Annotated in this window: 21 protein-coding genes, 1 tRNA gene and 2 pseudogenes; 15 read left to right on the top strand and 9 right to left on the bottom strand. The window is 68.8% G+C overall.

Annotated features, from left to right (window positions below):
- Window positions 1-10 precede the first annotated feature (10 nt).
- From HII28_RS05600 to HII28_RS05615, 4 genes are all read right to left on the bottom strand, one after another.
- On the bottom strand, window positions 11-1,045 hold the full coding sequence (locus HII28_RS05600) for a ribose-phosphate diphosphokinase (protein WP_170024500.1): 1,035 nt from the start codon (window positions 1,043-1,045) through the stop codon (window positions 11-13).
- Window positions 1,020-2,486, bottom strand: coding sequence for a bifunctional UDP-N-acetylglucosamine diphosphorylase/glucosamine-1-phosphate N-acetyltransferase GlmU (gene glmU, locus HII28_RS05605; RefSeq protein ID WP_205864574.1), 1,467 nt, complete (start codon window positions 2,484-2,486; stop codon window positions 1,020-1,022). The genes HII28_RS05600 and glmU overlap by 26 nt, the downstream gene beginning before the upstream one ends.
- A gap of 88 nt (window positions 2,487-2,574) precedes the next feature.
- A tRNA-Gln gene (locus HII28_RS05610) sits at window positions 2,575-2,646 on the bottom strand.
- Window positions 2,647-2,777: 131 nt separating this feature from the next.
- The gene (locus HII28_RS05615; protein WP_170024501.1) at window positions 2,778-3,266 is read right to left on the bottom strand and encodes a DUF1801 domain-containing protein; all 489 of its coding nucleotides are present in this window, start codon (window positions 3,264-3,266) and stop codon (window positions 2,778-2,780) included.
- A gap of 209 nt (window positions 3,267-3,475) precedes the next feature.
- Here HII28_RS05615 and HII28_RS05620 point away from each other — a divergent pair, with 209 nt between their 5' ends.
- The 11 genes and pseudogenes from HII28_RS05620 to cobA form a co-directional block, all read left to right on the top strand.
- On the top strand, window positions 3,476-3,970 hold the full coding sequence (locus HII28_RS05620; RefSeq protein WP_170024502.1) for a MarR family transcriptional regulator: 495 nt from the start codon (window positions 3,476-3,478) through the stop codon (window positions 3,968-3,970).
- A 604-nt stretch (window positions 3,971-4,574) separates the two neighbouring features.
- On the top strand, window positions 4,575-5,243 hold the full coding sequence (locus HII28_RS05625; RefSeq protein WP_240977575.1) for a GTP pyrophosphokinase family protein: 669 nt from the start codon (window positions 4,575-4,577) through the stop codon (window positions 5,241-5,243).
- A gap of 46 nt (window positions 5,244-5,289) precedes the next feature.
- Window positions 5,290-6,015 (top strand): CbiX/SirB N-terminal domain-containing protein, encoded by a 726-nt coding sequence (locus HII28_RS05630; RefSeq protein ID WP_170024504.1) that lies wholly within the window; start codon window positions 5,290-5,292, stop codon window positions 6,013-6,015.
- A 193-nt stretch (window positions 6,016-6,208) separates the two neighbouring features.
- Entirely contained in the window at window positions 6,209-7,915 is a 1,707-nt protein-coding gene (locus HII28_RS05635) for a nitrite/sulfite reductase (RefSeq protein WP_170024505.1), read from the top strand.
- Window positions 7,912-8,658, top strand: coding sequence for a phosphoadenylyl-sulfate reductase (locus HII28_RS05640; protein WP_170024506.1), 747 nt, complete (start codon window positions 7,912-7,914; stop codon window positions 8,656-8,658). The genes HII28_RS05635 and HII28_RS05640 overlap by 4 nt, the downstream gene beginning before the upstream one ends.
- Window positions 8,659-8,762: 104 nt before the next feature.
- Window positions 8,763-9,647: pseudogene (gene cysD, locus HII28_RS05645) on the top strand (sulfate adenylyltransferase subunit CysD); the annotation flags it as partial.
- 160 nt (window positions 9,648-9,807) lie between these two features.
- Complete coding sequence (locus HII28_RS05650) at window positions 9,808-11,133, top strand: GTP-binding protein (protein WP_170024508.1); 1,326 nt, start codon at window positions 9,808-9,810, stop codon at window positions 11,131-11,133.
- A 146-nt stretch (window positions 11,134-11,279) separates the two neighbouring features.
- The gene (locus tag HII28_RS05655) at window positions 11,280-12,383 is read left to right on the top strand and encodes an ABC transporter substrate-binding protein (RefSeq protein ID WP_240977249.1); all 1,104 of its coding nucleotides are present in this window, start codon (window positions 11,280-11,282) and stop codon (window positions 12,381-12,383) included.
- Window positions 12,380-13,174 carry an ABC transporter ATP-binding protein gene (locus HII28_RS05660; RefSeq protein ID WP_170024509.1) on the top strand — a complete coding sequence of 265 codons (795 nt, stop codon included), beginning with the start codon at window positions 12,380-12,382 and terminating at the stop codon, window positions 13,172-13,174. The genes HII28_RS05655 and HII28_RS05660 overlap by 4 nt, the downstream gene beginning before the upstream one ends.
- A complete protein-coding gene (locus tag HII28_RS05665) occupies window positions 13,164-14,129 on the top strand; it encodes an ABC transporter permease (RefSeq protein WP_170024510.1) in 966 nt (321 codons plus the stop codon). The genes HII28_RS05660 and HII28_RS05665 overlap by 11 nt, the downstream gene beginning before the upstream one ends.
- Window positions 14,130-14,167: 38 nt before the next feature.
- A pseudogene (gene cobA, locus HII28_RS05670) lies at window positions 14,168-14,887 on the top strand (uroporphyrinogen-III C-methyltransferase); the annotation flags it as partial.
- Between the two features lie 88 nt (window positions 14,888-14,975).
- On the opposite strand, the gene HII28_RS05675 reads toward cobA, so the two are convergent.
- Window positions 14,976-15,845: a LysR family transcriptional regulator gene (locus tag HII28_RS05675; protein WP_170024511.1), complete on the bottom strand. Its 870-nt coding sequence runs from the start codon at window positions 15,843-15,845 to the stop codon at window positions 14,976-14,978.
- Between the two features lie 91 nt (window positions 15,846-15,936).
- On the opposite strand from HII28_RS05675, the gene HII28_RS05680 reads away from it, so the two are divergent.
- The gene (locus HII28_RS05680) at window positions 15,937-17,175 is read left to right on the top strand and encodes an MFS transporter (RefSeq protein ID WP_170024512.1); all 1,239 of its coding nucleotides are present in this window, start codon (window positions 15,937-15,939) and stop codon (window positions 17,173-17,175) included.
- Window positions 17,176-17,311: 136 nt separating this feature from the next.
- A complete protein-coding gene (locus HII28_RS05685) occupies window positions 17,312-18,208 on the top strand; it encodes an alpha/beta hydrolase (protein ID WP_170024513.1) in 897 nt (298 codons plus the stop codon).
- A 58-nt stretch (window positions 18,209-18,266) separates the two neighbouring features.
- Here HII28_RS05685 and HII28_RS05690 read toward each other — a convergent pair whose 3' ends face one another.
- From HII28_RS05690 to HII28_RS05700, 3 genes are all read right to left on the bottom strand, one after another.
- Window positions 18,267-18,809 (bottom strand): GNAT family protein, encoded by a 543-nt coding sequence (locus HII28_RS05690; protein ID WP_170024514.1) that lies wholly within the window; start codon window positions 18,807-18,809, stop codon window positions 18,267-18,269.
- A gap of 132 nt (window positions 18,810-18,941) precedes the next feature.
- Entirely contained in the window at window positions 18,942-20,057 is a 1,116-nt protein-coding gene (locus tag HII28_RS05695; protein ID WP_170024515.1) for a 3-deoxy-7-phosphoheptulonate synthase, read from the bottom strand.
- Window positions 20,058-20,353: 296 nt separating this feature from the next.
- A complete protein-coding gene (locus HII28_RS05700; protein WP_170024516.1) occupies window positions 20,354-21,346 on the bottom strand; it encodes a hypothetical protein in 993 nt (330 codons plus the stop codon).
- A gap of 116 nt (window positions 21,347-21,462) precedes the next feature.
- Here HII28_RS05700 and HII28_RS05705 point away from each other — a divergent pair, with 116 nt between their 5' ends.
- Window positions 21,463-22,341, top strand: coding sequence for a GNAT family N-acetyltransferase (locus tag HII28_RS05705; protein WP_170024517.1), 879 nt, complete (start codon window positions 21,463-21,465; stop codon window positions 22,339-22,341).
- Between the two features lie 31 nt (window positions 22,342-22,372).
- Here the strand turns inward: HII28_RS05705 and HII28_RS05710 are convergent, their stop codons facing one another.
- The gene (locus HII28_RS05710) at window positions 22,373-23,149 is read right to left on the bottom strand and encodes an SDR family NAD(P)-dependent oxidoreductase (protein WP_170024518.1); all 777 of its coding nucleotides are present in this window, start codon (window positions 23,147-23,149) and stop codon (window positions 22,373-22,375) included.
- A gap of 101 nt (window positions 23,150-23,250) precedes the next feature.
- Here HII28_RS05710 and HII28_RS05715 point away from each other — a divergent pair, with 101 nt between their 5' ends.
- The gene (locus HII28_RS05715; protein WP_170024519.1) at window positions 23,251-24,099 is read left to right on the top strand and encodes a helix-turn-helix transcriptional regulator; all 849 of its coding nucleotides are present in this window, start codon (window positions 23,251-23,253) and stop codon (window positions 24,097-24,099) included.
- Window positions 24,100-24,115: the final 16 nt, after the last annotated feature.

The raw sequence follows: 24,115 nt of genomic DNA on the forward strand, positions 1-24,115 counted from the left end.
GTAGCTGCGGCTAAGCCTCGCCGTTGAACATCGAGGTGACGGATCCGTCCTCGAACACTTCGTGGATCGCCCGTGCCAGCAGCGGGGCGATCGGCAGGATCGTCAGCGACGGGAACCTCTTCGCCTCCGGCAACGGGATCGTGTCAGTCACGACCACCTCGTCGATCGAGGCGTCCTGCAGCCGTTCCGTCGCCGGATCGCTGAACACCGCGTGGGTCGCCGCCACGATGACCCGCTCGGCGCCGGCGTCCTTGAGCGCCTGTGCCGCCTTGACGATCGTGCCGCCGGTGTCGATCATGTCGTCGACGATGAGGCACACGCGGCCCCGTACCCGGCCGACGATCTCGTTGACCGTGACCTGGTTGGCGACGTTCGGATCGCGACGCTTGTGGATGATGGCCAGCGGCGCTCCGAGGCTGTCCGACCACTGGTCGGCGACGCGCACACGCCCGGTGTCAGGAGAGACGACCGTCAGCTTCTCGCGGTCCTCGGGAGACAGGGTCTCCTTGAAATGGTGCAGCAGCACCGGCTTCGCGAAGAGGTGGTCGACGGGTCCGTCGAAGAAGCCCTGGATCTGCGCGGCGTGCAGGTCGACGCTCATCACGCGGTCGGCCCCTGCCGTCTTCAGCAGGTCGGCGACGAGCCGGGCGCTGATCGGCTCGCGGCCGCGACCCTTCTTGTCCTGACGCGAGTACGGATAGTACGGCGCGACGACGGTGATGCGCTTGGCTGATGCGCGCTTGGCGGCATCCAGCATGATGAGCAGCTCCATGAGCCACTCGTTGACGGGCGGCCCGAACGACTGGATGAGGAACACGTCGCACCCGCGCACCGACACCTCGAAGCGTGTGAGGATCTCCCCGGACGCGAACGTGCGGTACTCGGTGGGAACCAGCTCCGTGCCGAGCTCGGAGGCGACGGCGGCGAGGAGCTCCGGATGCGAGCGCCCGCCGGAGACGACGAGCCGCTTCTTCGTCTTGGCGACGAGACCCGGAGCTATCCCCCGGTCCCGGTCGAGATCAACCGTCTTGTCTTTGCGAGCCATCGTTCGCTTCCTGTGCGGATCGAGCACGCTCAGCGACCTCGGCGGCCGCCGTGCCCGATCGGTTCTTCTCGACCCATCCCTCGATGTTGCGCTGAGGGGCGACGCTGAGAGCCAGGGCACCGGCCGGGACGTCCTTGCGGATGACTGCACCGGCGCCGGTCTTCGCGCCGTCTCCGATCCTAACCGGCGCAACGAAGACGTTGTGCGACCCGGTGTGCACCTCGTCGCCGATCTCGGTGCGGTGCTTCGTCAGATCGTCGTAGTTCGCCGTGATCGTCCCCGCGCCGAGGTTGACGCCGCGGCCGACGTTCGAGTCGCCGATGTAGCTGAGGTGCGGCACCTTGCTTCCCTGGCCGATGTGCGAGTTCTTCGTCTCGACGAATGTGCCGATCTTGCCGTCCGCATCGAGCACCGTCCCCGGGCGCAGGTAGGAGAACGGACCGACGGATGCCCGTGCACCGATCACCGCGAGCGTCGCGTCCGTTCGCTTCACCTTCGCGCCCTCGCCCACCTCGCAGTCGACGAGGGTGGTGTCAGGACCGATCACGGCATCCTTCTCGACGGTCGTCGCGCCCTTGAGCTGCGTGCCGGGAAGGATCGTCACATCCGGCGCGAGCGTCACCGTGAGGTCGATCCACGTCGTCGCCGGATCCTGCACCGTCACACCGTTCAGCTGCCAGCCGCGCACGATGAGCGCGTTGAGGCGTGCTGCGGCCTCGCTGAGCTGGGCGCGGTCGTTGATGCCCTCCGCCTTCCAGGACTCGGCGACCGGCACGGCCGAGACACTGCTGCCGGCACGATGCAGCAGCTCGACCATGTCGGTGAGGTACTTCTCGCCCTGGGCATTGTCGGTGCGCAGGTACGCCAGCTGGTCGCGCAGCGCGCTCACGCCGAACACGTAGATGCCCGCGTTGATCTCGTCGATGGCGCGCTCGGCGGCTGTGGCGTCCTTGTGCTCGACGATGCGCTCCAGCCCGCCATCGGCCGCACGCACGATGCGGCCGTATCCAGTGGCATCCGAAACCACGCTGCTCAGCACCGTCGCCGCAGCGCCACTGGCCCGGTGGCCGTCGATGAGCTCGCGCAGCGTGTCGGCATCCAGAAGCGGCACGTCGCCGTTGAGCACCAGGACATCCCCGTTGAAGCCCTCAGGCAGATCGGCCACCGCCTGTTCGACGGCGCGTCCCGTGCCGGGCACGTGATCCTGGTCGATGATCACGGCGTCGGGCAATTCGGCCTCGATCACCTCGGACACGCGGTCGCGCTCGTGGCGGACGACGGCGAGGATCAACGCCGGATCCATCGCTCGAGCCGTCGCGAGCACGTGACTCACGATCGGCGCGCCGGCCAGCGGATGCAGCAGCTTGGGCGTCGCGGACTTCATGCGCGTTCCCTGGCCTGCGGCGAGAACGATGATGGCGAGGTTGGGATCGGTCACCATGACAGTATTCCCGCACTGCGGCGTCGCCTGCCATTCGGGCTCCGCCGCTGTGCCACCACCGAGCTCCGCCGCTCCAAGCACGGGCGAGCTCCGCCGCCAGGACTCGAACCTAGACCTAACAGCTCCAAAGGCTGTCGTGCTGCCATTACACCACGGCGGATAGCGCCCTCCAGTCTGCCAGACGCCGGAGGGCGCCTCGGTCCTTCACCCCTCGTGGAGCCCGTCGGAACCGGCCGATACGAGCCTGTTTCGACGGGTGCGACGAGCGGTAGGCCGTCGACCGGGATGGACTCAGGAGACGGCGCGACGCACCAGTTCGGTGATCCGGTCCCGGACCTCGGGAGTGAGCTCCTTCAGCGAGTAGTAGATCGGCCACATGTCGCCGTCGTCGAGCTTCGCCTTGTCACCGAATCCGAGCGTCGAGAAGCGGGCCTTGAACTTGTTGGCCGGCTGGAAGAAGCAGATGGTGTCGCCGTTGAACGCGTACGCGGGCATGCCGTACCAGGTCTTCGGCGTGAGCTGGGGCACCGCCGCCATGACCAGCTCGTGCACCTCGCGCGCCATGGTGCGATCCGGCTCGACCATCTTCTCGATCTGGGCCATCAGGTCGGTCAGGCCGTCCGCCTTGGTCGCCTTGCCGCCGCGACGAGCGTTCGTCTTCAGCTCGTTCGAATACTCCTTGATGGCCGCCCGCTCGTCGGCAGTGAACTCCACGGAGTTCGCCTGCTTCGTCGTGCTGCGCGGCTTCGCCGCCTTTGCTGTCGTCGTGTTCTCGCTCATGGAACCGATCGTGACAGAAGCCTGCCGGACCGGCTTCTTCAAAACTGCGCGATGCACGAAACGTACAACCGAGCAGTTCCGTCCTAAGGAAACGGTGCGGGCCAGGGCGCGTCACCCGGGACCACTGAGCGGTCTCCTTCCGGCCGCCGAGCTGCGCACGCCGGGCGCGCATCCGCCGAACGCCCGCCTCCCTGCTCGATAATGGACGGATGCCGGAGCACGCTGACGAGGTCGCGCGGATCGTCGACGCCTGGGAGCGCGAGCGCCCCGATCTCGACTTCGCTCCGCTTCAGGTGCTGTCCCGCGTCGACCGTCTCTCCAAGCACCTCGACCGTGCGCGACGCGCCGCGTTCGGACGCTCCGATCTGCAGTCGTGGGAGTTCGACGTGCTCTCCGCGCTCCGCAGGGCGGGGACGCCGTACCGGCTCAGCCCGAAGGCCCTGCTCACCCAGACCCTCGTGTCGAGCGGCACGATGACCAACCGCATCGATCGTCTCGTCGAACGCGGACTCGTTGAGCGCCAGACCGACCCGAACGACGGGCGCGGCATCCTGGTGCGAATGACGGCACAGGGCCTCACGCGCGTCGACGCCGCGATCACCCGGCTCGTCGACGCAGAGGCTGAACTGCTGCGCACGTTGCCCGCCGGCGAGCAGACCCGGCTCGCCGGCCTCCTCCGCAAGCTCAGCTTGGATTTCGACTGAGTTCACGTGCACGCCGAAACCTGGCGGCCGACACGGCCGACAGCCCCGGCGTCGCGGAGGCCGAAATGGCCTCCGCTCCTAGCTCCAGTGCACGCCGCCCGGCGTGCCGCAGTCGACCGACAGCGCGGTCGGGCATGTCCTTCCGCCCCCACTAGTGGTCACGTCGAGGCCCGACAGAGCCGTCCTTTCCCAGAAACGACCAAGAAATGTACCCCGACTGTCCACCCAAATGCTGACTATCTCTGCACTACGGCCACGGCGATAGTTGTCTTGTTGCACGGACTCTTGGAGGAGATCCACCCGGTCGGGGGGACTTGGGGCAACACCTGGGGGAGCTGAGCCAGGGCGATATTCGGGTTGTCGCCCTGGCTCAGCCTTAGCCCAGACGATGCGTGACTGCGGGAGATCCGGTCGAGTATCGGCGTCACGTTCCCGGGCGGCATCCGATTCCTGTTGGAGTTGTAACACAGCCGGCATCAGGACTGCACACACGGTTCGCCAAGTTGACACGGATACTGTCAATTTCGTGACTTCCGCCGAACTCGCCCGGTCCGACGAACATCCCGGACCCCGCCCGCTGCTCAGCGCCCGCACGCTCGACCTACTGGAACACGCCGACAGCGGCACGCTGTCGGACCTCACGGCACTGCGCGACCAGGTCTCCAAGTTCCTCATGCGTTACCGGTTCGGCGTGGCGGAAGTCGAGACGAAGCTCAACATCCTGCGCGAGGAGTTCAGTCTCGTCGACGGCTACAACCCCATCGAGAGCATCTCTGTTCGGGTCAAGACCCTGGAGAGCGTGCTCGAGAAGGCTGCTCGCAAGGGCGTGGAACTCGATCTGGATGCCATCAAGTCCGGTCTGTCGGACATCGCCGGTGTGCGCGTGATCTGCAGCTTCGTCAGCGACGTGTACCGCATCGTCGAGCTGCTCACGTCGCAGGACGACATCACGGTGCTCGAGGTGAAGGACTACATCGCGAACCCCAAGCCCAACGGATACCGCAGCCTGCACGTCATCCTCGAAGTGCCGGTGTTCCTCTCCGGAGGACCGGAGCAGGTGCGGGTCGAGGTGCAGTTCCGCACGATCGCCATGGACTTCTGGGCCAGCCTGGAGCACAAGACCTACTACAAGTACGACACCCAAGTTCCTCAGCACCTCATCGACGGGCTGACCGAAGCCGCCGATGCCGCTTCGCACCTCGACGAGACGATGGAACGGCTGCACCACGAGGTGCGGGACTACGCCCCGCCGGAGCGCACGATCGGCGTGTAGGCAACGCCGCAGGAGTGGGTGCTGCCGGTAGCATCGAGCGATCGTCATGACCGCCACCCTCTTCGCAGCATCCCACGGCACGTCCTCCCCCGCCGGGCAGGCGGCCGTGCGCGCACTCGTCACCCGGGTCGCCGCAGCCACGACGATGCCCGTCGTCGGCTGTCACGTCGATGTCGAGCAGCCCGACGTTCCCACAGCCATCGCGGAGGCGCGCGATGCGGACCACGCGATCGTCGTGCCGCTTCTGCTCTCCGCCGGCTACCACGTGTTCGTCGACCTCGCGGATGCCGCACGTTCCGCCTCGATTCCGGCGACGGTCTCGGCGGCGCTCGGCCCGGACGAACGCCTGGTCGACGTGCTCGCTCGGCGACTCGACGAGGCGGGACGAACCCCGCACGACAGCATCGTGCTCGCGGCGGCGGGCTCGAGCGATCCGCGCGCGCTCGAGGACTGCCGTCGCACCGGACGGATGCTCGCCGCCCGCCTCTCCACGCCGGTCACCGTTGGCTTCCTCTCCGCGGCGTCGCCCTCGCTCGGCGACGCCGTCGCGGAGGCGCGTCGCACGGCACCGGATTCCGGGGTGCTGGTCTCCACCTACCTGCTCGCCCCCGGCTACTTCCTCGACCTGGTGCTGCAGGCCGGTGCCGATCGCGTCGCGGATCCGCTCCTGACCCCGGACTCGACGCCTCGGCAGCTCGTGGACGTCGTGCTGGACCGCGCGTCTGACGCATCGGCGGCGGCGGGGCTGCCGGAGATCGTCCGCCTCCGCTGATCCGCCGCACGCGGCCGGCGCGGGTGCACAGGGTCGCGCCATCGCGCATCCTGCGCAACCACGTCTCGAACTGTTACGTCACGTGTACGGCTGTTTCACCCCCCGTCGCGGGGGTCGCGACGCCCTCGTAGCGTGAGGGTCGACATCCGTCCGCCCCTTCGCCTGCGTCGGGGTACCCACCAGTGAGGTGAGCATGACGTCCGTGGATTCGAGACCGGCGCAGAGAGTGCGCCCGCCGCGCGCCGGAGTGCCTAACGGCCAATGGAAGGTCGACGGCCGCGCGCCGTTGAACGGGAACGAAGAACTCAAGCAGGCCGATGACGGTCTCAACGTGCGCGAGCGCATCGAGAACGTCTATGCGGCAGGCGGATTCGACAGCATCGATCCCGGCGACCTGCACGGACCCTTCCGTTGGTGGGGCCTCTACACGCAGCGCAAGCCGGGAATCGACGGAGGCCGCACGGCCACGTTGGAGCCCGAGGAGCTCGAAGACCGCTACTTCATGATGCGCGTGCGCATCGACGGCGGAGCGCTCACCACCGAGCAGTTGCGCGTGATCGGCGAGATCTCGCGCGAGTTCGGTCGCGACTCGGCAGACCTCACCGACCGGCAGAACATCCAGCTGCACTGGGTGGAGATCGAGTCCGTTCCTGAGATCTGGCGTCGGCTCGAAGCCGTCGGACTGCAGACGACGGAGGCGTGCGGTGACGTGCCACGCGTGATCCTCGGCAGTCCGGTCGCCGGCATCGCAGCAGACGAGATCATCGACCCGACACCCGTGATCAGGGAGATCTCGCGCCGGTACATCGGCGATCCCGCCTTCTCCAACCTTCCCCGCAAGTACAAGACGGCCATCACCGGACACCCGAGCCAGGACGTCGTGCACGAGATCAACGACATCTCGCTCGTCGGTGTCGTGCACCCGGAGCTCGGTGCCGGCTACGACCTGTGGGTGGGCGGCGCTCTGTCGACGACGCCGCGTCTCGGCGAGCGCCTCGGTGCGTTCGTCACTGAGGCGCAGGCACCCGAGGTCTGGGAGGGCGTCACGTCGATCTTCCGCGACTACGGATATCGCCGCCTGCGCAACAAGGCCCGCATGAAGTTCCTCCTTGCGGACTGGGGTCCCGAGAAGTTCCGCGAGGTGCTGGAGCGCGAATACCTCGGCTTCACCCTCGCCGATGGCCCGGCAGCGCCGAAGCCGTCAACGCCCGGCGACCACATCGGCGTGCATCCGCAGAAGGACGGTGCGTACTTCATCGGCGTCGCGCCGACCGTCGGGCGGCTGTCGGGAACCCGGCTCGTCGCCATCGCCGACGCCCTGGAAACCCACGGCTCCTTCCGGCTGCGCACGACGCCGCACCAGAAGCTCGTCGTGCTCGACGTGGCCGAGGACGACGTCGAGCCGCTCATCGCCGACCTCGACGCGCTCGGTCTCTCCGCCCGGCCGAGTCCGTTCCGCCGCTCGACCGTCGCGTGCACCGGGCTGGAGTACTGCAAGCTCGCCATAGTCGACACCAAGGACACCGCGACCGAGGCCATCGCCGCGCTCGAGACGCGGCTGAAGGGCATCGACCTGCCGCATCCGATCAGCCTGCACATCAACGGCTGCCCGAACTCGTGCGCACGCATTCAGACGGCAGACATCGGCCTGAAGGGTCAGCTCATCACCGACGAGAACGGTGTGCAGTCCCCCGGATTCCAGGTGCACCTGGGCGGCGGCCTCGCCTCCGATATCCGTGGCGAGGCAGGGCTGGGCAGAACCGTACGCGGCCTTAAGGTCACTGCGAGCGACCTCATCGACTATGTAGAGCGCATCACTAGGCGCTGGATAGCGGAACGTACCTACGATCAGACCTTCGCCGAATGGGCGTTGTCGGCCGACGAGGAGGCACTTCGATGACCACGAGCACGACGACCGGGGTGCGCGCTCCGAAGCGCGACGAGGACGAGCTCCGCGCCATCGCGGCAGCGGGCGAACGCGAGTTGCGCTCGCTGACGGGGGCGGAGGCATCCGCTGCGGATGTCGTCGCCTGGGTCGCCGAGAACGTGCAGGTCGGCGCGGCGGCCGTCGCGTGCTCGATGGCGGATGCCGTGCTGCCGCACGTCGTCGCCCAGTCACTGCCCGGCGTCGACGTGCTGTTCCTCGACACCGGGTACCACTTCCTCGAGACGCGCATCACGCGCGACGAGGTGGCCCGCTCGCTCGACGTGCGTGTCGTGGACGTGCTTCCGGAGCAGAGCGTCGCCGAGCAGGATTCCGCATACGGCAAGGATCTCTTCGCCCGCGATCCCGGCCTCTGCTGCGAGCTGCGCAAGGTCGCACCGCTGAAGAAGTCCCTGGCCGGCTACGAGCTCTGGTTCACCGGCGTGCGCCGTGACGAGGCTCCGACGCGCACCAACACCCCGCTCGTCGTCTTCGACGACCGCCACGGCCTCATCAAGGTCAACCCGCTGGCGGCGTGGAGCTTCGACGAGCTCCTCGACTACGCGGGCGAGCACTCGGTTCCGCTCAACCTGTTGCTCTCGAACGGGTATCCGTCCATCGGGTGCGAGCCGTGCACCAAGCGGGTGGCGCCGGGAGAAGATCCGCGTTCCGGCCGGTGGGCCGGACTGGCGAAGACCGAATGCGGGATCCACTTGTGAGCGCGGTCGAAACGATCGTGGGACGGGAAGCCGCCGAGTATTCGGCGCCTCGACGAGCTCAGGGCGACGCTCGCTTCTCCCGCTCAGGGGCCTCGGCCCACGACAGTGCGTTGGACGTGCTCGAGAACGAGGCGATCCACATCATCCGCGAGGTGGTGGCCGAGTTCGATCGACCGGTGATGCTGTTCTCCGGCGGCAAGGACTCGGTGCTCATGCTGCACCTGGCGGCGAAGGCGTTCTGGCCGGCGCGCATCCCCTTCCCCGTGCTGCACGTGGACACCGGCCACAACTTCCCCGAGGTGCTCGAGTTCCGCGACGAGACCGTCGCCCGGCTCGGGCTCACTCTCGAGGTCGCCAGCGTTCAGGACTACATCGACGACGGACGACTCTTCGAGCGCGCGGACGGCACCCGCAACCCGCTGCAGACCGTGCCGCTGCTGGACGCGATCCGCGGTCACGGCCATGACGCCGTGTTCGGCGGTGGCCGGCGCGACGAGGACAAGGCACGGGCGAAGGAGCGCATCCTGTCGCTGCGCGACGAGTTCGGCCAGTGGGATCCGCGCAACCAGCGTCCCGAGCTCTGGAACCTCTACAACGGCAAGCACACGCCAGGGCAGCACGTGCGCGCCTTCCCGATCAGCAACTGGTCGGAGCTCGACGTGTGGCGCTACATCGAGCGGGAAGGCATCGCCCTCCCGAGCCTCTACTACGCGCACGAACGCCAGGTATATGCCAGGGACGGCATGTGGCGGGCCGTGTCGCCGGTCTCGCCCGCACGGGAAGACGAGTCGGTCGAGATCCGACAGGTGCGCTACCGCACGGTCGGCGACATGTCGTGCACCGGAGCGGTGGAATCGGACGCCGTCGACGTCGCGGCCGTGGTGCGCGAGGTCGCGGCATCCACGCTGACCGAACGCGGAGCCACCCGCGCCGACGATCGCATCAGCGAGGCCGGCATGGAGGATCGCAAGAAGGACGGGTACTTCTGATGCCCGCGCTGGAGCTTGGACCGAAGGCCGTTTCCGGCCTTCGGCGCGACGCCGGCGCCGACCGCCGTCTCGGCGCTCGGGACACAAGGACATGGACGACGCACAGAGCCGGCCACCCACTCTTCAGCTCGCTCCGCTCGCTCAGGGATCTGGAGGCATCATGACCGCAACGCTCTTCCGCTTCGCCACCGCCGGATCCGTCGACGACGGCAAGTCGACGCTCGTCGGACGCCTGCTGCACGATTCGAAGTCGATCCTCGCCGACCAGTGGGATGCCATCACCCGCGCGAGCGAGCAGCGCGGCTTCGCCGGCGGGGAGCGCGTCGACCTGGCGCTGCTCACCGACGGCCTGCGGGCCGAGCGCGAGCAGGGCATCACGATCGATGTCGCCTACCGCTACTTCGCCACGGACCGCCGCAGCTTCATCCTCGCGGACTGCCCCGGCCACGTGCAGTACACGAGGAACATGGTCACCGGATCGACCACAGCGGATGCCGTCGTCGTGCTCATCGACGTACGTCACGGCGTGCTCGAGCAGACCCGGAGGCACCTCTCGGTGGTACAGCTGCTGCGCGTGCCGCACCTCATCGTCGCCGTCAACAAGATCGACCTCGTCGGCTACGACGAGGCGACCTTCCGGTCCGTTGAACGGGATGTGCTCGCCGTCGCCGCCGACTTAGGGATCGACGAGGTCTCCGTCGTGCCGGTGTCGGCGCTCGAGGGCGACAACGTCGTGAACGCGTCGGAGCACACGCCCTGGTACGACGGGCTTCCGCTCCTCGACCTGCTCGAGACGCTCGAGGTGATCGACGAGGTCGAGAACACGCTGGCACCGTTCCGGCTGCCGGTGCAGACGGTGATCCGTCCGCAGGGCGCGCTCGCGCCGGGACTGGACGCCGACGCCTATCGCGACTACCGCGCCTTCGCCGGGCAGGTGGCATCCGGCTCGGTGAACGTCGGCGACGAGGTCACCGTTCTGCCGGCCGGCATCCGCACTCGCGTCGCGGGCATCGACGTGGCCGGACGCTCCCTGGACACCGCCGTTGCGTCGCAGTCCGTGGCTCTGCGTCTCAGCGACGACGTGGATGCCGCACGCGGCAGCGTGATCGTCGCCGCCGGAGAGGAGCCGGAGCTCGTCTCCGAGCTGACTGCGTCGCTGTTCTGGCTGGACCCCCGGCCGCTGCAGCCGGGATCCCGCGTGCTCGTCAAGTACGGAACGGCTACGGTGCAGGCGTTGGTCACCACGATCGACGGCCGCCGCGACCTCGAGACGCTCGAACTCGAACCAGCGGACCGCCTCCAGATCAACGACATCGGCACGGCACGACTGAAGCTCGCCGCCGCGCTCCCGTTGCTCGCCTACTCCGAGCACCGCAGGGCAGGGGCGTTCGTCGTGATCCAGCCGCAGGACGGCGCGACGCTCGCCGCGGGCATCGTCTCGAGGGCCGGCGTCGAAACCGATCCGGCGAACGCGTTCACCATCTGAATCCCTTCCGATCCGCCCCGTCTGGGCCGCTGCCGCTGGCGCAGCGCACTCGAAAGGGCCCGAGCTTCCCACCACTCGAACACACCGCACACTCGAACACCACTCACCCCGATCCATACGCGCACCACCGACACGAGGACACCACCATGACCGCACACCTGACCCGACGCGCCTTCGCACAGCTCACCGTCGCCGCCATGGGCGCCGCTGTCGTCGGGACGATGACCGGGTGTTCGGCAGCGGATGCCGCACCGACTGCCTCTGCGAAGGCCGGATCGGCCGGGACGGCGGCCGCGAAGCTCCGCCTCGGGTACTTCGACAACGTCACGCACGCGCCGGCGCTCATCGGGCTGCAGGAGGGGATCCTGGCGAAGAGCCTCGGATCCACGACGCTCACCACGGAGATCTTCAACGCAGGTCCCGCGACGATCGAGGCGCTCAGCGCCGGCGCCATCGATGCAGCGTTCATCGGACCGAGCCCGGCGATCAGCTCGTACGCATCGAGCGGCGGCAAGTCGATCCGCATCATCTCCGGTGCGACCAACGGCGGTGCGGCCCTCGTGGTGTCGAAGGACATCACGAAGGCTTCGCAGCTGAAGGGCAAGACGCTCGCATCTCCGCAGCTCGGCAACACGCAGGACGTTGCGCTCCGCACCTGGCTGGCCAAGCAGGGGCTGAGCACCTCGCTCACAGGCGGCGGCGACGTGACCATCACGCCGACCGACAACGCCCAGACGCTCGCGCTGTTCAAGCAGGGCAAGCTCGACGGAGCGTGGCTGCCCGAGCCGTGGGTGTCCCGTCTCGTCATAGAGGGCGGAGCGCACGTGCTCGTCAACGAGACGTCGCAGTGGAAGGGCGGAAAGTTCCCGACCACGGTGCTGGTGGCGAACCAGTCGTTCATCGACGCGCACGGCAAGACCGTCGATGCGTTGGTCAAGGGGCATCAGGCATCGGTCGACTGGCTGAACTCCCACTCGCGGCAGGATGTCGCCGATGCCGTCAACGCGAAACTCAAGGCAGACAGCGGCACGAGCCTCGACGACACCGAGCTGCAGAGAGCCCTCGGCCAGGTGACATTCGGCCTCGATCCGATCGCGTCCACGTTCCCGGAGCTGCAGAATCACGCCATCAAGCTCGGCCTCTCCAAGTCGGCGGACCTGCACGGCATCTTCGATCTCACGTCGGTCAACGCCCAGCTGAAGGCGGCGAAGAAGGCGGCCGTCTCGTCCGCCGGCCTCGGGGTGAAATGACCAGCGGCACGGCGATCGCCCCCGGCCGGTCCGACGCCACGATCGATGCAGCATCGCCGGCGATCGACATCAAGGGACTCACGAAGCGTTACGGCGCAGCGCAGCCGCTCGTGCTGGACGGCATCGAGCTGCAGGTGGCGCGCGGCGAATTCGTGTGCCTGCTCGGGGCATCCGGATGCGGAAAGTCGACGCTTCTGAACATCGTGGCCGGACTCGAGGCGCCGACCACCGGCACCGTCAGCGTGCCGAGCGGACGCGCCGCCGTCATGTTCCAGGATGCGGCGCTGTTCCCGTGGCTCTCCGCCCGTCGCAACGTGGAGCTGGCCCTCCAGCTGAGCGGAGCCGCCAAGGCGGAGAGGTCGAGGCGCGCCGTCGAGCTCCTCGAGCTCGTGAACCTCGCGGATGCCGCTGACAAGCGTCCGCACGAGCTTTCCGGCGGCATGCGCCAGCGGGTGGCCCTGGCGAGGGCGCTCGCCCAGGACAGGGATGTGCTCCTGATGGACGAGCCGTTCGCTGCGCTGGATGCCATCACCCGCGACATCCTGCACGACCAGCTCGAGCGCATCTGGCGTACGACCGGCCGCACGATCGTCTTCGTCACGCACAACGTGCGGGAGGCAGTGCGTCTGGGCCAGCGCGTTGTGCTGCTGTCGTCGCGTCCCGGACGCGTGGCCGAGCAGTGGACGATCGACGAGCGTCTGCGCAGCGGCGAAGACGAAGCGGATGCCGCGGAGCTCGCGGCTGGCATCACCGACCGTCTGCGCGGGGAGCTGGTGCGCCATGTCGCTTGACTACAGCGGGTCCGAGTACAGCGGATCCACCTCCACGACGGCACGGCCGCGCGCCGATCACGAGCGATACGCATTCTCTGATGTCGAGGCCGGACTCGACTCGCTGCAGTCCGGCGGGCACCGTTCGACGCGGTCGTGGCGGCGAGCCCTGAGCAGCGTGCTGCTGCCGGTCGCGCTTCTGGTCGTGCTCATCGTCGTCTGGCAGGTCTACGTGTGGATCGCCCAGCCGCGACCGGACATCGTGCCCAGCCCCATCGCCGTCGCGCAGTCGTTCGGCGACCTCTGGTCGAGCGGACGCCTGCAGCAGGCTGTGCTGACCAGTCTGGAACGCGGCGTGCTCGGATTCCTCATCGCCGTCGCCGTCGGGACCCCCCTCGGGTTGCTTCTCTCCGAGGTCCCTCTTCTGCGCCGGGCGGTCGGCCCGCTCATCTCGGGTCTTCAGGTGCTGCCGTCCGTCGCCTGGGTGCCCGCCGCCATCCTCTGGTTCGGCCTCTCGGACGCGACGGCCTACTTCGTCGTGCTGATGGGCGCGACGCCGTCGATCGTGAACGGCCTGCTTTCCGGCGTCGACCAGGTTCCGCCGCAGTTCCGCCGGGTCGGCACCGTGCTAGGCGCCTCGAAATGGCAGCAGGCGACGCTCGTTGTCATGCCGGCGGCGCTGCCCGGCTACCTCGGCGGCCTCAAGCAGGGATGGGCGTTCTCCTGGCGCTCGCTCATGGCAGCGGAGATCATCACGACGGGCGGAACGATGGGCTTCGGCCTCGGAACACTGCTCGACCAGAGCCGTCAGCTCGCAGACCTGTCGGGCGTGATCGTGACGATCGTGGGCATCCTCGTGATCGGGATCGTCGTCGAGCTGCTCGTATTCGCGCCGATCGAGCGCAGGATCGCGCGCGGCAGGGGACTCGCCCGCACCGCGGATTCACGCGTCGGGTCCGTCGGGAGTCCACTGTGACCGGAGCGGAGTCCGAAGCCTCGACTGCAACTGCAGCAGGATCCGTCGCGCTCATCGGCGGCGGCCCGGGGGACGCCGGGCTGATCACGCTGCGCGGGCTGGAGCTGCTGCACGCAGCCGAGGTGGTCGTGGCCGACCGGCTCGGTCCGAGGTCGCTTCTCGACGAGCTCGACGACGCCGTCGAGGTGATCGACGCGGGCAAGCATCCGGGTCACCATCCCGTACCGCAGAAGGAGATCAACCGGCTGATCGTGGAGCGCGCCCTTGCCGGCAAGCGGGTCGTGCGGTTGAAGGGGGGCGACCCGTTCGTCTTCGGCCGCGGGCATGAAGAGGTCGAGGCGTGCCGTGAGGCGGGCGTCCCTGTCGAGGTCGTGCCCGGCGTGACCAGCGCGGTGTCGGTGCCCGCCGCGGTCGGCATCCCGGTGACCGCGCGTGGCGTCGCGAACGGGTTCACCGTGCTGACCGGACATGAGGACCTGGACGTCGTGCCGGGTGGAGGCGACCACACCGTCATCCTGCTGATGGGCGTGAGCGGACTGGCCACCAGCGGGGCCACGCTGGTCGGCGAGAGACGGCCCGCCTCGACCCCGGTGGCGATCATCGAGGACGGCTTCGGGCCGCGACAACGGGTGACCATCGGCACACTGGGCACCATCGCCGGCATCGCGGCGTTGGCGGGCGTGCAATCACCGGCCGTCATCGTGGTGGGCGACGTCGTGAGGCTGTACCGGGCCGAGGCCGAACTCGGTCCCCGCTGAGGGCCGGCCTGGGAGACGGTGAATCCGTCGTAGCGGCGCGGCTGGCCGCCTGACCGGCAGCATCCTGACCACTCGAGCACTATGCCTATCAGTGAGTCGAGAGCAGCGCATCGAGCAACGCCTTCGTCGCAGCGCCCGGCGAGGTGCGGGTCACCACGCTGAAGTCCCAGTCGATGCGCTCGGCCAGCGGCACACGGACGGCCTCCATAGTCGGCGGGATGAGCAGACCCGGAAGAAGCGCGACTCCCAGGCCTGCCGCGACGAAGGCCGGGATGGCGGCGGTTTCGGTCGCCTCGATGGTGACATTTCGCACGATTCCGAGGCTGCCGAGAGCGATGTCGAGCACATCCCGGTTGCCGAAGCCGACGGGGGCGTCCACGAATCGTTCATCTGCGAGTTGCGTCAGCCGCAACGTCGCGCGGCTCGCGAGTTCGTGGTCCGGCGGAAGGATGGCCTCGAAGGGCGTCGTCGACAATCTGTGCACCGCCAATCCTGGGGCTGCAGCCGCGGGCAGCCCGAACAGGCAGAGGTCCAGACGACCACGCCGCACGTCCTCCGCCAGCTCCCTCGACCCGGTTGGAGCTGAGCGAAGCCGCAGGTCGACGAGGGGGTGGTCACGATGGAAATCGCCGATCGCCCGAGGGAGCGCCAGGTAGCTCACGCTCGAGAACACTCCGATCCGCAGTTGACCGCGCAATTCTCCCCCCGGGTCGGCCGCGGTGCGGGCACGAGCTTCGGCCTCAGCGAGCTCCCGGAGCGCCGGCAGTACCGATTCTCCGGCTTGCGTCATCCGCACGCCGTGCTGGTCGCGTTCGAACAGCACGACCCCGAGCGCGCGCTCCAGAGCCTGGACGCCTGCCGAGACGGTCGACTGCACGGCGTAGACCCGTGCTGCGGCACGGGTGAAGCTCAACTCGTCGGCGACCGCGATCGCATACTCCACCTGTCTGGTGTCCATGCGGCGAGCTTAGTTTGTCATCGATGTGATCGATGGCATGCATCGAAGGCGTTCGTTGGACGCGATGACGGTGGTTGACCAGTCTTGGGGGATGACATCGACGACCACCGCGCCGACACCAACCCCGGCTGCTGCACGGATTCAGCACCGCACGGGGTTCTGGATCATCGCCCTCGCCTTCCTCACCGCAATGGCGTTCTGCGCCGTTCCGACACCGCTCTACGCGATCTATCAGCGGCGCGACGGCTTTCCGACGATCGTTCTCACGGTCATCTTCGGTGCATACGCCGTCGGCGTCATGCTGAGCCTCTACCTTGCGGGGCACGTCTCCGACCGGATGGGCCGCAGGCGGATCATCGTCGCCTCTCTGGGCGTGAACCTCGCTGCGGCAATCCTGTTCCTCGTCTGGAACGACGTCGCCGGCCTCATCGTGGCGCGTTTCGTCAGCGGGCTCGGGATCGGCGTGCTTGCGGCGGCCGCGACCGCATACCTCGCCGAGCTGGGCGCAGCCGCAGGCGGCTCGGGCGGACGATCCGCGCTCGTGGCCACGTTCGCCAACCTGGGCGGCATCGGGCTGGGCCCACTGGTGGGCGGACTGATCGCCACCTGGTCCGCGCGGCCGCTCGTGGTCCCGTACGTGCTCTTCGCCCTCCTCTTCGCCGCGGAGGGCATCCTCGTGGCACTCGTGCCCGAGACCGTCGAACAGAAGACCGAGCATCAGGCATACCGGCCGCAGCGCATCGCGATTCCCGTCGAGCGGCGCGGCGCCTTCTGGGCCGCCGCCCTGGGCGCCTCCGCCGCTTTCGCCGTGTTCGGCACGTTCATGGGGCTCTCGTCGACATTTCTCGCCGGCGTCTTGGGGCTCCAGTCAGCGCTTCTCACGGGCGTGGCGCCCTCGGTCGTGTTCCTGGCCGCGGCAGCGGCCCAGGCGGTCACGGCACGGCTTCCGATCGCCCTCCAGCTCCGGCTGGCCGTGGCACTCGCGGTCTGCGGGCTCGCGGCCGTCGGCGTCAGCGCGCTCGCCGCATCGCTCGCGCTCTTCCTGGCCGGCGGAGGCGTCGCGGGCGCCGGCATCGGCATCCTGTTCCGTTCAGCGCTCGCCACCACGGCGGCCATCGCAGGGCCTGAGCGCAGGGGTGAGGCTCTCGCCGGCATCTTCCTCATCGCATACGCCGGCATGACGGTTCCACCGCTGCTCACGGCTGTCGCGCTCGGCGTCTGGCCGGCAGTGACGGTCCTCGTCGTCCTCTCGACCGCAGGGATCGCGCTCGTCATCGTCTCCGGATCCGCCATGCTCCGGGGGTTCACCCACCGCCTGCGCACCCGGTGACCGCACCGGACAACCCGCGTCGATCGGTGGGTCAGCCGGGTCGTCACGAAACGATCACCGGATCAGGCTGGATCTGCGGCCGGATCCGGTCGATCCGAGTCCGCGCAACCCACTGTCCGAGGGAGAGAAATCCATCATGAAGCCCGAGTCCTTCTCACTCCACCGCCACCTCACGGTCGCCTTTGTCGCCGCGACAGCGGTCGCCGTCGCGGTCGGCCTGTCGGCGTGCGCGACTCCCGCGCCTACGAGTTCCCATGCCGCGTCCACCTCCGCCGCCTACCTCCGGATGATCGAGAACGACGGGCACAGGATCGCGTTCCACGTGACCCCCGGGTCCCTTCCGGCCGTCGTGCTCGACGCGGGCGGCGGTGCGGACTCCAGCTACTGGAACATACTGGTGCCGCTGCTCTCCGCTGCGACCGGGTCCGAGATCGTGACGTACGACCGCGAAGGGATGGGCGGCAGCGACGTCGTTTCTGGCGCGTATTCGATGAAGAGGGAGGCATCCGATCTGCACGCCGGCATGAAGCAGCTCGGGATCGCCGGACACTCGGTCCTCGTGTCGCACTCGGAAGCCGGCGAGATCGCGACCAGCCTGGTGAACGAGCACCCGCGGGACGTCGAGGGTGCCGTGCTCGTGGACGCGAGCCTTCCCGAGTTCTACACGAAGACGGAGATCGCGCGTGTGGTCGCCGCGAACACGCCAGAGGTCGCTCAGCTGAAGAAGCTGACGAAGCTGACGCCTGCCGAGCGACAGCTGGTCGCCACGGCCAAGGATTACGCGCCCGAACACGCCGCGTACCACGAGCTGAGCTGGCCGGCCTCTGTTCCTGCAACGGTCATCCCGTCGGCATCCACCCCGTTTCCGACCGCAGAAGACGCGAACCTCTGGCGGCAGGCGCAGGTGGACTTCGCGAGTGCTGCTGCGAACCGACGCCTCGTGAAAGCGCCGGGTACCTCGCACGACGTGCCGTTGGATGCCCCTCAGCTTGTGGTCCGGGAGATCACGGACATGCTGACGAGCGTCGGCTGATGCGAGCTGCGCCCCGAGCCGCAGGGGCAGGGGCGCAGCAGTTCGGCGGATGCTCGCCTCAGTCGGCCGCGCCTTGTCGCGTCTCCCACTCCGAGCGCAGCAGGCCCATGACGACGTTGTCCTCGTACCGTCCTCGCACCCAGGCATGTTCGCGCTGTCGGCCCTCGACCACGAAACCCGCCTTCTCATACGAGCGGATCGCGCCGGCGTTCGACGCGATCGCCTCGAGGTGCACGCGTCGCAGGTTGCAGCGCACGAACGCGAACTCCAGCAGCTGCGACATCGCCTCCGTGCCGATGCCCTTGCCGCGGGCCTCGGCGACCAGGGCGATCCCGACCTCGCCATGACGAGCGAGCTCATCGACGTCGAACAGCGAGACCGTGCCGACGGCGACGCCGTCGGCGTCGATCACGAACTGCACATTTCTTGCTGACGACTCGGCGTTGCCGGCCAGTCGGGCCTCGAATGCGGCCCTCGTCATCGGCGCCGGCGACGACGGGCTCCGCTCCTCCCAGGTCTCGAGCTCGGACGCGAGCGCGAACAGCATGTCCAGATCGGCATCGGTGCGGGCACGGAGCGTGACAGCGGCGGAACGTGGCATGCACCGTAGGTTACCGAGCGCAGCCGACGTCACGGATCCGTCACACCGCTGCGGCCCTCTCCCCGATCGCTGGAGTGCTGCGGAGGTCACCGGCGCAGCACTGCGGTCGCCACCGAATGCGCGCCGCTACCGTCACAGGGCGAGGCCCGCGTGCGATCCGTGCTCGCTGCGGGCGCGAGCCGCATCCGCCAGCTCGCCGATCAGGACAGCGGTGTCGTCCCAGCCGATGCAGGCGTCCGTGATGCTCTGGCCGTAGACGAGACCCGCGCGACCGGCATCCGTGAGCGGCTGGTTGCCCGGCAGCAGGAAGCTCTCGGCCATGACGCCGGCGATCGGCTCGCCGGCGCGCACCTGATCCGCGAGTTCGCGGAGAACGGATGCCTGCCGCACATGGTCCTTGCCGCTGTTGCCGTGACTGGCGTCGACGACCACGCGAGGGGTGTGGCCGGCGCGTGCCAGCAGCGCCGCAGCATCCGCCACGTTCGCCGTGTCGTAGTTCGGCGCGCCGCGTCCGCCGCGCAGGATGACGTGGCCCGCATCGTTGCCGCTCGTGGACACCAGCGCCGCCCGGCCGTCGTCATCGACGCCGAAGAAGACGTGGCGCTGCGCGGCGACCGTGCATCCGTCGACCGCGACCTGCACGTCGCCGTCGGTCGCGTTCTTGAAGCCGATCGGCACGGACAGCCCGCTCGCGAGCTGGCGATGGATCTGGCTCTCCGTGGTGCGGGCGCCGATCGCGCCCCAGCTGACCGCATCGGCGATGTACTGAGGGCTCGTGGGCTCCAGGAACTCGCAGCCGACCGGCAGCCCGAGCTCCAGGATGTCGATGAGCAGCTTGCGCGCCATCCGCAGGCCCTCGGCGACGCGGTGGGTTCCGTCGAGGTGCGGGTCGTTGATGAGACCCTTCCAGCCTCCGGTGGAACGCGGCTTCTCGAAGTACACGCGCATGACGACGAGAAGGTCGTCGCGACGTTCGCGTGCAACGACAGCCAGCCTGCGCGCGTAGTCGAGCGCGGCATCCGGATCGTGCACGGAGCACGGCCCGACGACGACGAGCAGTCGCGGATCGTCGCCGCGCAGCACTGCCTCGATCTCGCGGCGGCTGCCGGCGACGAGCTCGGCCGCGTGCGCGTTCAGCGGCAGTTCGGCGCGCACCTGCGCCGGCGTCGGCAGCGTCTCGAGCGCGACCACGCGCGTATTCGACGTGGCTGCGGCCGGCGCGGCTTCTCCTGCGGATGGGATAGTCATCGGTGGTCCTCACGTTCTGCGGCGAGAGGGCCAGGCCAACCCGCCGGTTAAAGGCGAAAGGCAGGATCTGCGATCCTGCCCGTTGGCTCTGGAGAAGTGCTGGTCAGCGCGTTCCGACCGTCGGCTCCTCCAGAGCCAACGCGAAATACGCATACCAGCGGGTGTTCATGCGGGCGAGGCTATCAGAGCGGACGCGGATGCGCCAAAGAGCCGCATGCCCGCCGAGACGACGATCGCGCCGTGACGATGGCTTCACCATGGTCACGGCGCGAGTCCTCGGTCGACGTTCGGGCCGGTCAGTACTCGACGGCCACGCGCGGCATGCGTCCGCGACGCGTGCGACTCACGGCCAGACGCAGCAGCAGCACGACGGCCGCGACCACGACGGTCAGCACCAGAGGCGGCAGCAGCACGCTGAACTCGAACAGCGTCGACTGGAACGCGGCGACACCGTGTCGCGCCAGCACGGACGGGGCCGACGACAGGGCGTGCGACGCGGCCACTGCGCCGATCGCCACATTGATGGCAGGAGCGATCCACACGAGCGCCAGCGCCACGAGGGCCGCGATGATGCGGCCTACCGTGTCCATCCCGCTCCAGCCGATCGCGGCCGCGATGATCACGGCCGGAAGCCAGGCGTCGATCTCGGTGCCGATCAGCTGCATGCGGGACAGCGACGTCAATGTCGTGTAGCTCGCCAGCCACTCCGAGAAAGGCAGCGCGGCGAGGGCGAAGCCGAGCAGGGCACCGGCGCGCGGCGCGCGGGCGATGAGCGCGAGGATCCCGGCACCGGCGATGATGGCGACCAGCGCGACGAGCACGATCACGGACAGGTAGGCCGTGGACTCGATGCGGTGCTTCACGCCGGCCTGGAGCACGAAGGCGGCCTGCGCCGTCGCCACCGCCTGCACGAGGACGACGCCGGCGAGCAGGGCCCAGAATCCGCCCTGTGTCAGCTTGGTGCGGGCGAGACGGCCGACGAATCCGGCGATCGCGGACCCGGCGAGGAACATCACGACGACGTCGCCGAGCCCGTTCTTGCCCAACGGCAGGAGTGCCAGGGGCATGTCGGATGCCGACGTGTGCGTCGCCCAGAGCTTCTGCACGGGTAGGGCCATGCCGCTCAGCAACCAGGGCAGCAGGCCCAGTGCTCCGACGACGATGCCGACGATGAGCCACGCCCACCAGAACGACGAACGCGGATCCTCCTCGATCACGTCGATCGAGCCGGTCCGTGGGTAGTGTCCGCTGCCGTTCAGCGCCGAACCCACCGAATACCCCTCTGACATGCCGCTCCTTCCGCCGCGCCCTTGCGAGCCGACGGGAAGCGGCCCGCCCCCCGCGTGTAACCCTTTCACGGGTCATGGCGCCTTTACAAGGTGGACCGACGCGTTACCGTGGTCGGATGCCTGACGCCCTGCCCATCGCCCCCGATTCGCAACGCCTCAGGGCCGACCTCGCGGCACTCGCCGACGAGGGCTGGCCGGCGACCGAACGCGCGGATGTCGACGGCTGGGTCGCCCGATTCGCGTCCGGCGTCACCCGCCGCGCCAACTCCGTGTATCCGGCGGCGGACGTCCTGGAGCCCGACCAGGCGATCGCGACCGTCGAACGCCTCTATCGCGACCGCGGTCTGCGTCCCGTCTTCCAGCTCTCCGACGACGACGCCGAGCTGCAGCGCGTGCTCGCCGCTCGCGGATACCTCGAGGACAGCGAGACGCTCATCATGACCGCGACGCTTGCGACTGTCGCAAACCGCCTCGCGGAACCGCTGGCCACCGCGAGCGACGTCGCGACCGGTGAACCGACCGCGGGAGTCCAAGCCCGAGTCAGCACCGACGCCGCGGGGGCTGAATCCTCCGTGGTCGTCCGCGATGAACCCGACGACGAGTGGCTGGCCACGTGGTGGACGGTCGACGGCAGGGGCGGCGCGGCGGAACTCGAGGTGGCCCGACGCATCCTCACCGGGGTCCCCTCCCTGTACGCGACCGTGCGGGACGAGCACGGTGCGGCATCCGTCGGCAGGCTCGCGATCGTCGAGCGGGACGAGACCACCTGGGGCGGCCTGTACGCGGTCGCCACGCGGGAGGACGCCCGCGCACGCGGCCACGCCAGCGCCGTGATCGCCGCGCTGGTCGCATCCGGAGCCGATCGCGGAGTGACGGATGTCTGGCTGCAGGTCATGGCGTCGAACGCCGTGGCCCGCAGGCTCTACGGACGCCTCGGGTTCCTGCACTCGGCGACATACCGGTACCTAGCGGCGCCGATGCAGACGGGATCCTGAGGATCACCGCCGGCGTCGGGCGCGACGCCCGTCACGCTGCGCTGCGCGCCGCGTGCGGATCTTGCCGGTTCAGCGCTGCGACCACCGTGTCGTACTCGCCGCGCACCTCCGCGTAGCGCAGGAACTTGACGCGCTCCACCTGGATCTCGCGGGCGTCGGGATCGGACTCGATGAGTCGCATCACCTCGGCGATGAACTCGTCGAGCGGCATCGCGACCGCGCTCGTCTCCTGTCCTGGCATCAGAGCGGTACGCACCGCGGGCGGCTCCAGTTCGAGGAGCTGCACGCTCGTGTCGGCCAGCTGAAGGCGCAGCGACTCGGTGAGGAGGTGCACGGCAGCCTTCGTGGCGTTGTAGGTCGGCGTTGCGACGAGCGGCACGAACGCGAGACCGGACGAGACGGTCATGATGACCGCGTCGGTGCGCGTCTGCAGGTGCTCCACGAACACGCCGATGAGACGGATCGTGCCGAGCAGGTTCGTCGTCACCGTCGCCTCGGCCGTCTCGAGGAATCCGGCGGGCGTGTGCCAGTCCTCGGCGCGCATGATGCCCGCCATGGTCACGATCACGTTGAGGTCGGGGTGGTCGGCGAGCACGCGGTCCGCTGCGGCCGTGATGCTCGCCGCGTCTGCCGTGTCGATCTGCACGGCGTCGATGCCGGGATGCTCGGAGCGGATGCTCTCGAGCAGTTCCGTCCGCCGCCCTCCGACGATGACGGTGTTGCCGCGCTCGTGGAGGGCGAGCGCAAGGGCGAGCCCGATGCCGCTGGTGGCGCCGGGGATGAAGATGGTGTTCCCGCTGATCTGCATGACTTCAGCGTGATCGCACCGGGACGCTGGCGGCAGAGAGCACTCATCGTGGGATCCGGGATCCCTGGATGGCTTTGCGGACGACAGGCCAGGATGGAGCGATGGATCCCGCCGCTCTCGCCGAATTCCTGCGCCGCCGACGCTCCGCGTTGACGCCTGCCGACGTCGGGCTTCCTGAGGGCGCGCGTCGGCGCACACCCGGTCTGCGCCGCGAGGAGGTCGCGCAACTGGCGGCCATGTCATCCGACTACTACACGCGACTGGAGCAGCGGCGCGGACCGCAGCCGAGCGAGCAGATGCTCGCATCCCTCGCGCGTGCGCTGCGCCTCAGCCGTGACGAACGGGACTACCTCTATCGCGCGGCCGGCCACGCGGCGCCGGACCGCACATCCGTGTCCGCTTATGTCGCGCCGGCGCTGCTGCGCGTGCTCGACAGGCTCGACGACTCCGCCGCCCTCGTCTTGTCGAGCCTCGGCGAGACGCTCGCGCAGAACCACATCGCCACGGCCCTGTTCGGCGACCGTGTCTCGCTCACCGGCTGGGAGCGCAGCGACGTGTACAGGTGGTTCGCGCATCCGGAGACGGAGCGGATGATCTACCCCGCCGATGACCGCGACCGGCAATCCCGCGCCGTCGTGGCCAACCTCCGTGCAGCGTACGGCGCGATGGGTCGCCGGTCGCGCGCCGGCGAGCTCGTCGCCGAGCTGACCAGGATCAGCCCCGAGTTCGCAGCCGTCTGGGCGCGCCACGAGGTCGCCAAGCGCTTCGAGGACCACAAGGTGCTCATCCATCCGGAGGTCGGCGAGATCGAACTCGACTGCCAGGCGCTCTTCACCGAGGATCAGGGCCAACTGCTCCTCGTGCTCACCGCCGCACCGCGCAGCGACGCGGACGAGAAGCTCCGCCTGCTGTCGATGCTCGGGGCTCGAGCGTTCACCGGCGGCGACTGAGCGACGGTGGGGCCCG

The organism is Planctomonas sp. JC2975, from assembly GCF_012985205.1.
Lineage (GTDB): Bacteria > Actinomycetota > Actinomycetes > Actinomycetales > Microbacteriaceae > Humibacter.

Excerpts from the sequence above, each read along its gene's own strand:
- HII28_RS05600 (WP_170024500.1), bottom strand. The coding sequence starts at position 1,045 with ATGGCTCGCAAAGACAAGACGGTTGATCTCGACCGGGACCGGGGGATA.
- glmU (WP_205864574.1), bottom strand. The coding sequence starts at position 2,486 with ATGGTGACCGATCCCAACCTCGCCATCATCGTTCTCGCCGCAGGCCAG.
- HII28_RS05615 (WP_170024501.1), bottom strand. The coding sequence starts at position 3,266 with ATGAGCGAGAACACGACGACAGCAAAGGCGGCGAAGCCGCGCAGCACG.
- HII28_RS05620 (WP_170024502.1), top strand. The coding sequence starts at position 3,476 with ATGCCGGAGCACGCTGACGAGGTCGCGCGGATCGTCGACGCCTGGGAG.
- HII28_RS05630 (WP_170024504.1), top strand. The coding sequence starts at position 5,290 with ATGACCGCCACCCTCTTCGCAGCATCCCACGGCACGTCCTCCCCCGCC.
- HII28_RS05635 (WP_170024505.1), top strand. The coding sequence starts at position 6,209 with ATGACGTCCGTGGATTCGAGACCGGCGCAGAGAGTGCGCCCGCCGCGC.
- HII28_RS05640 (WP_170024506.1), top strand. The coding sequence starts at position 7,912 with ATGACCACGAGCACGACGACCGGGGTGCGCGCTCCGAAGCGCGACGAG.
- HII28_RS05650 (WP_170024508.1), top strand. The coding sequence starts at position 9,808 with ATGACCGCAACGCTCTTCCGCTTCGCCACCGCCGGATCCGTCGACGAC.
- HII28_RS05655 (WP_240977249.1), top strand. The coding sequence starts at position 11,280 with ATGACCGCACACCTGACCCGACGCGCCTTCGCACAGCTCACCGTCGCC.
- HII28_RS05660 (WP_170024509.1), top strand. The coding sequence starts at position 12,380 with ATGACCAGCGGCACGGCGATCGCCCCCGGCCGGTCCGACGCCACGATC.
- HII28_RS05665 (WP_170024510.1), top strand. The coding sequence starts at position 13,164 with ATGTCGCTTGACTACAGCGGGTCCGAGTACAGCGGATCCACCTCCACG.
- HII28_RS05675 (WP_170024511.1), bottom strand. The coding sequence starts at position 15,845 with ATGGACACCAGACAGGTGGAGTATGCGATCGCGGTCGCCGACGAGTTG.
- HII28_RS05680 (WP_170024512.1), top strand. The coding sequence starts at position 15,937 with ATGACATCGACGACCACCGCGCCGACACCAACCCCGGCTGCTGCACGG.
- HII28_RS05685 (WP_170024513.1), top strand. The coding sequence starts at position 17,312 with ATGAAGCCCGAGTCCTTCTCACTCCACCGCCACCTCACGGTCGCCTTT.
- HII28_RS05690 (WP_170024514.1), bottom strand. The coding sequence starts at position 18,809 with ATGCCACGTTCCGCCGCTGTCACGCTCCGTGCCCGCACCGATGCCGAT.
- HII28_RS05695 (WP_170024515.1), bottom strand. The coding sequence starts at position 20,057 with ATGACTATCCCATCCGCAGGAGAAGCCGCGCCGGCCGCAGCCACGTCG.
- HII28_RS05700 (WP_170024516.1), bottom strand. The coding sequence starts at position 21,346 with ATGTCAGAGGGGTATTCGGTGGGTTCGGCGCTGAACGGCAGCGGACAC.
- HII28_RS05705 (WP_170024517.1), top strand. The coding sequence starts at position 21,463 with ATGCCTGACGCCCTGCCCATCGCCCCCGATTCGCAACGCCTCAGGGCC.
- HII28_RS05710 (WP_170024518.1), bottom strand. The coding sequence starts at position 23,149 with ATGCAGATCAGCGGGAACACCATCTTCATCCCCGGCGCCACCAGCGGC.
- HII28_RS05715 (WP_170024519.1), top strand. The coding sequence starts at position 23,251 with ATGGATCCCGCCGCTCTCGCCGAATTCCTGCGCCGCCGACGCTCCGCG.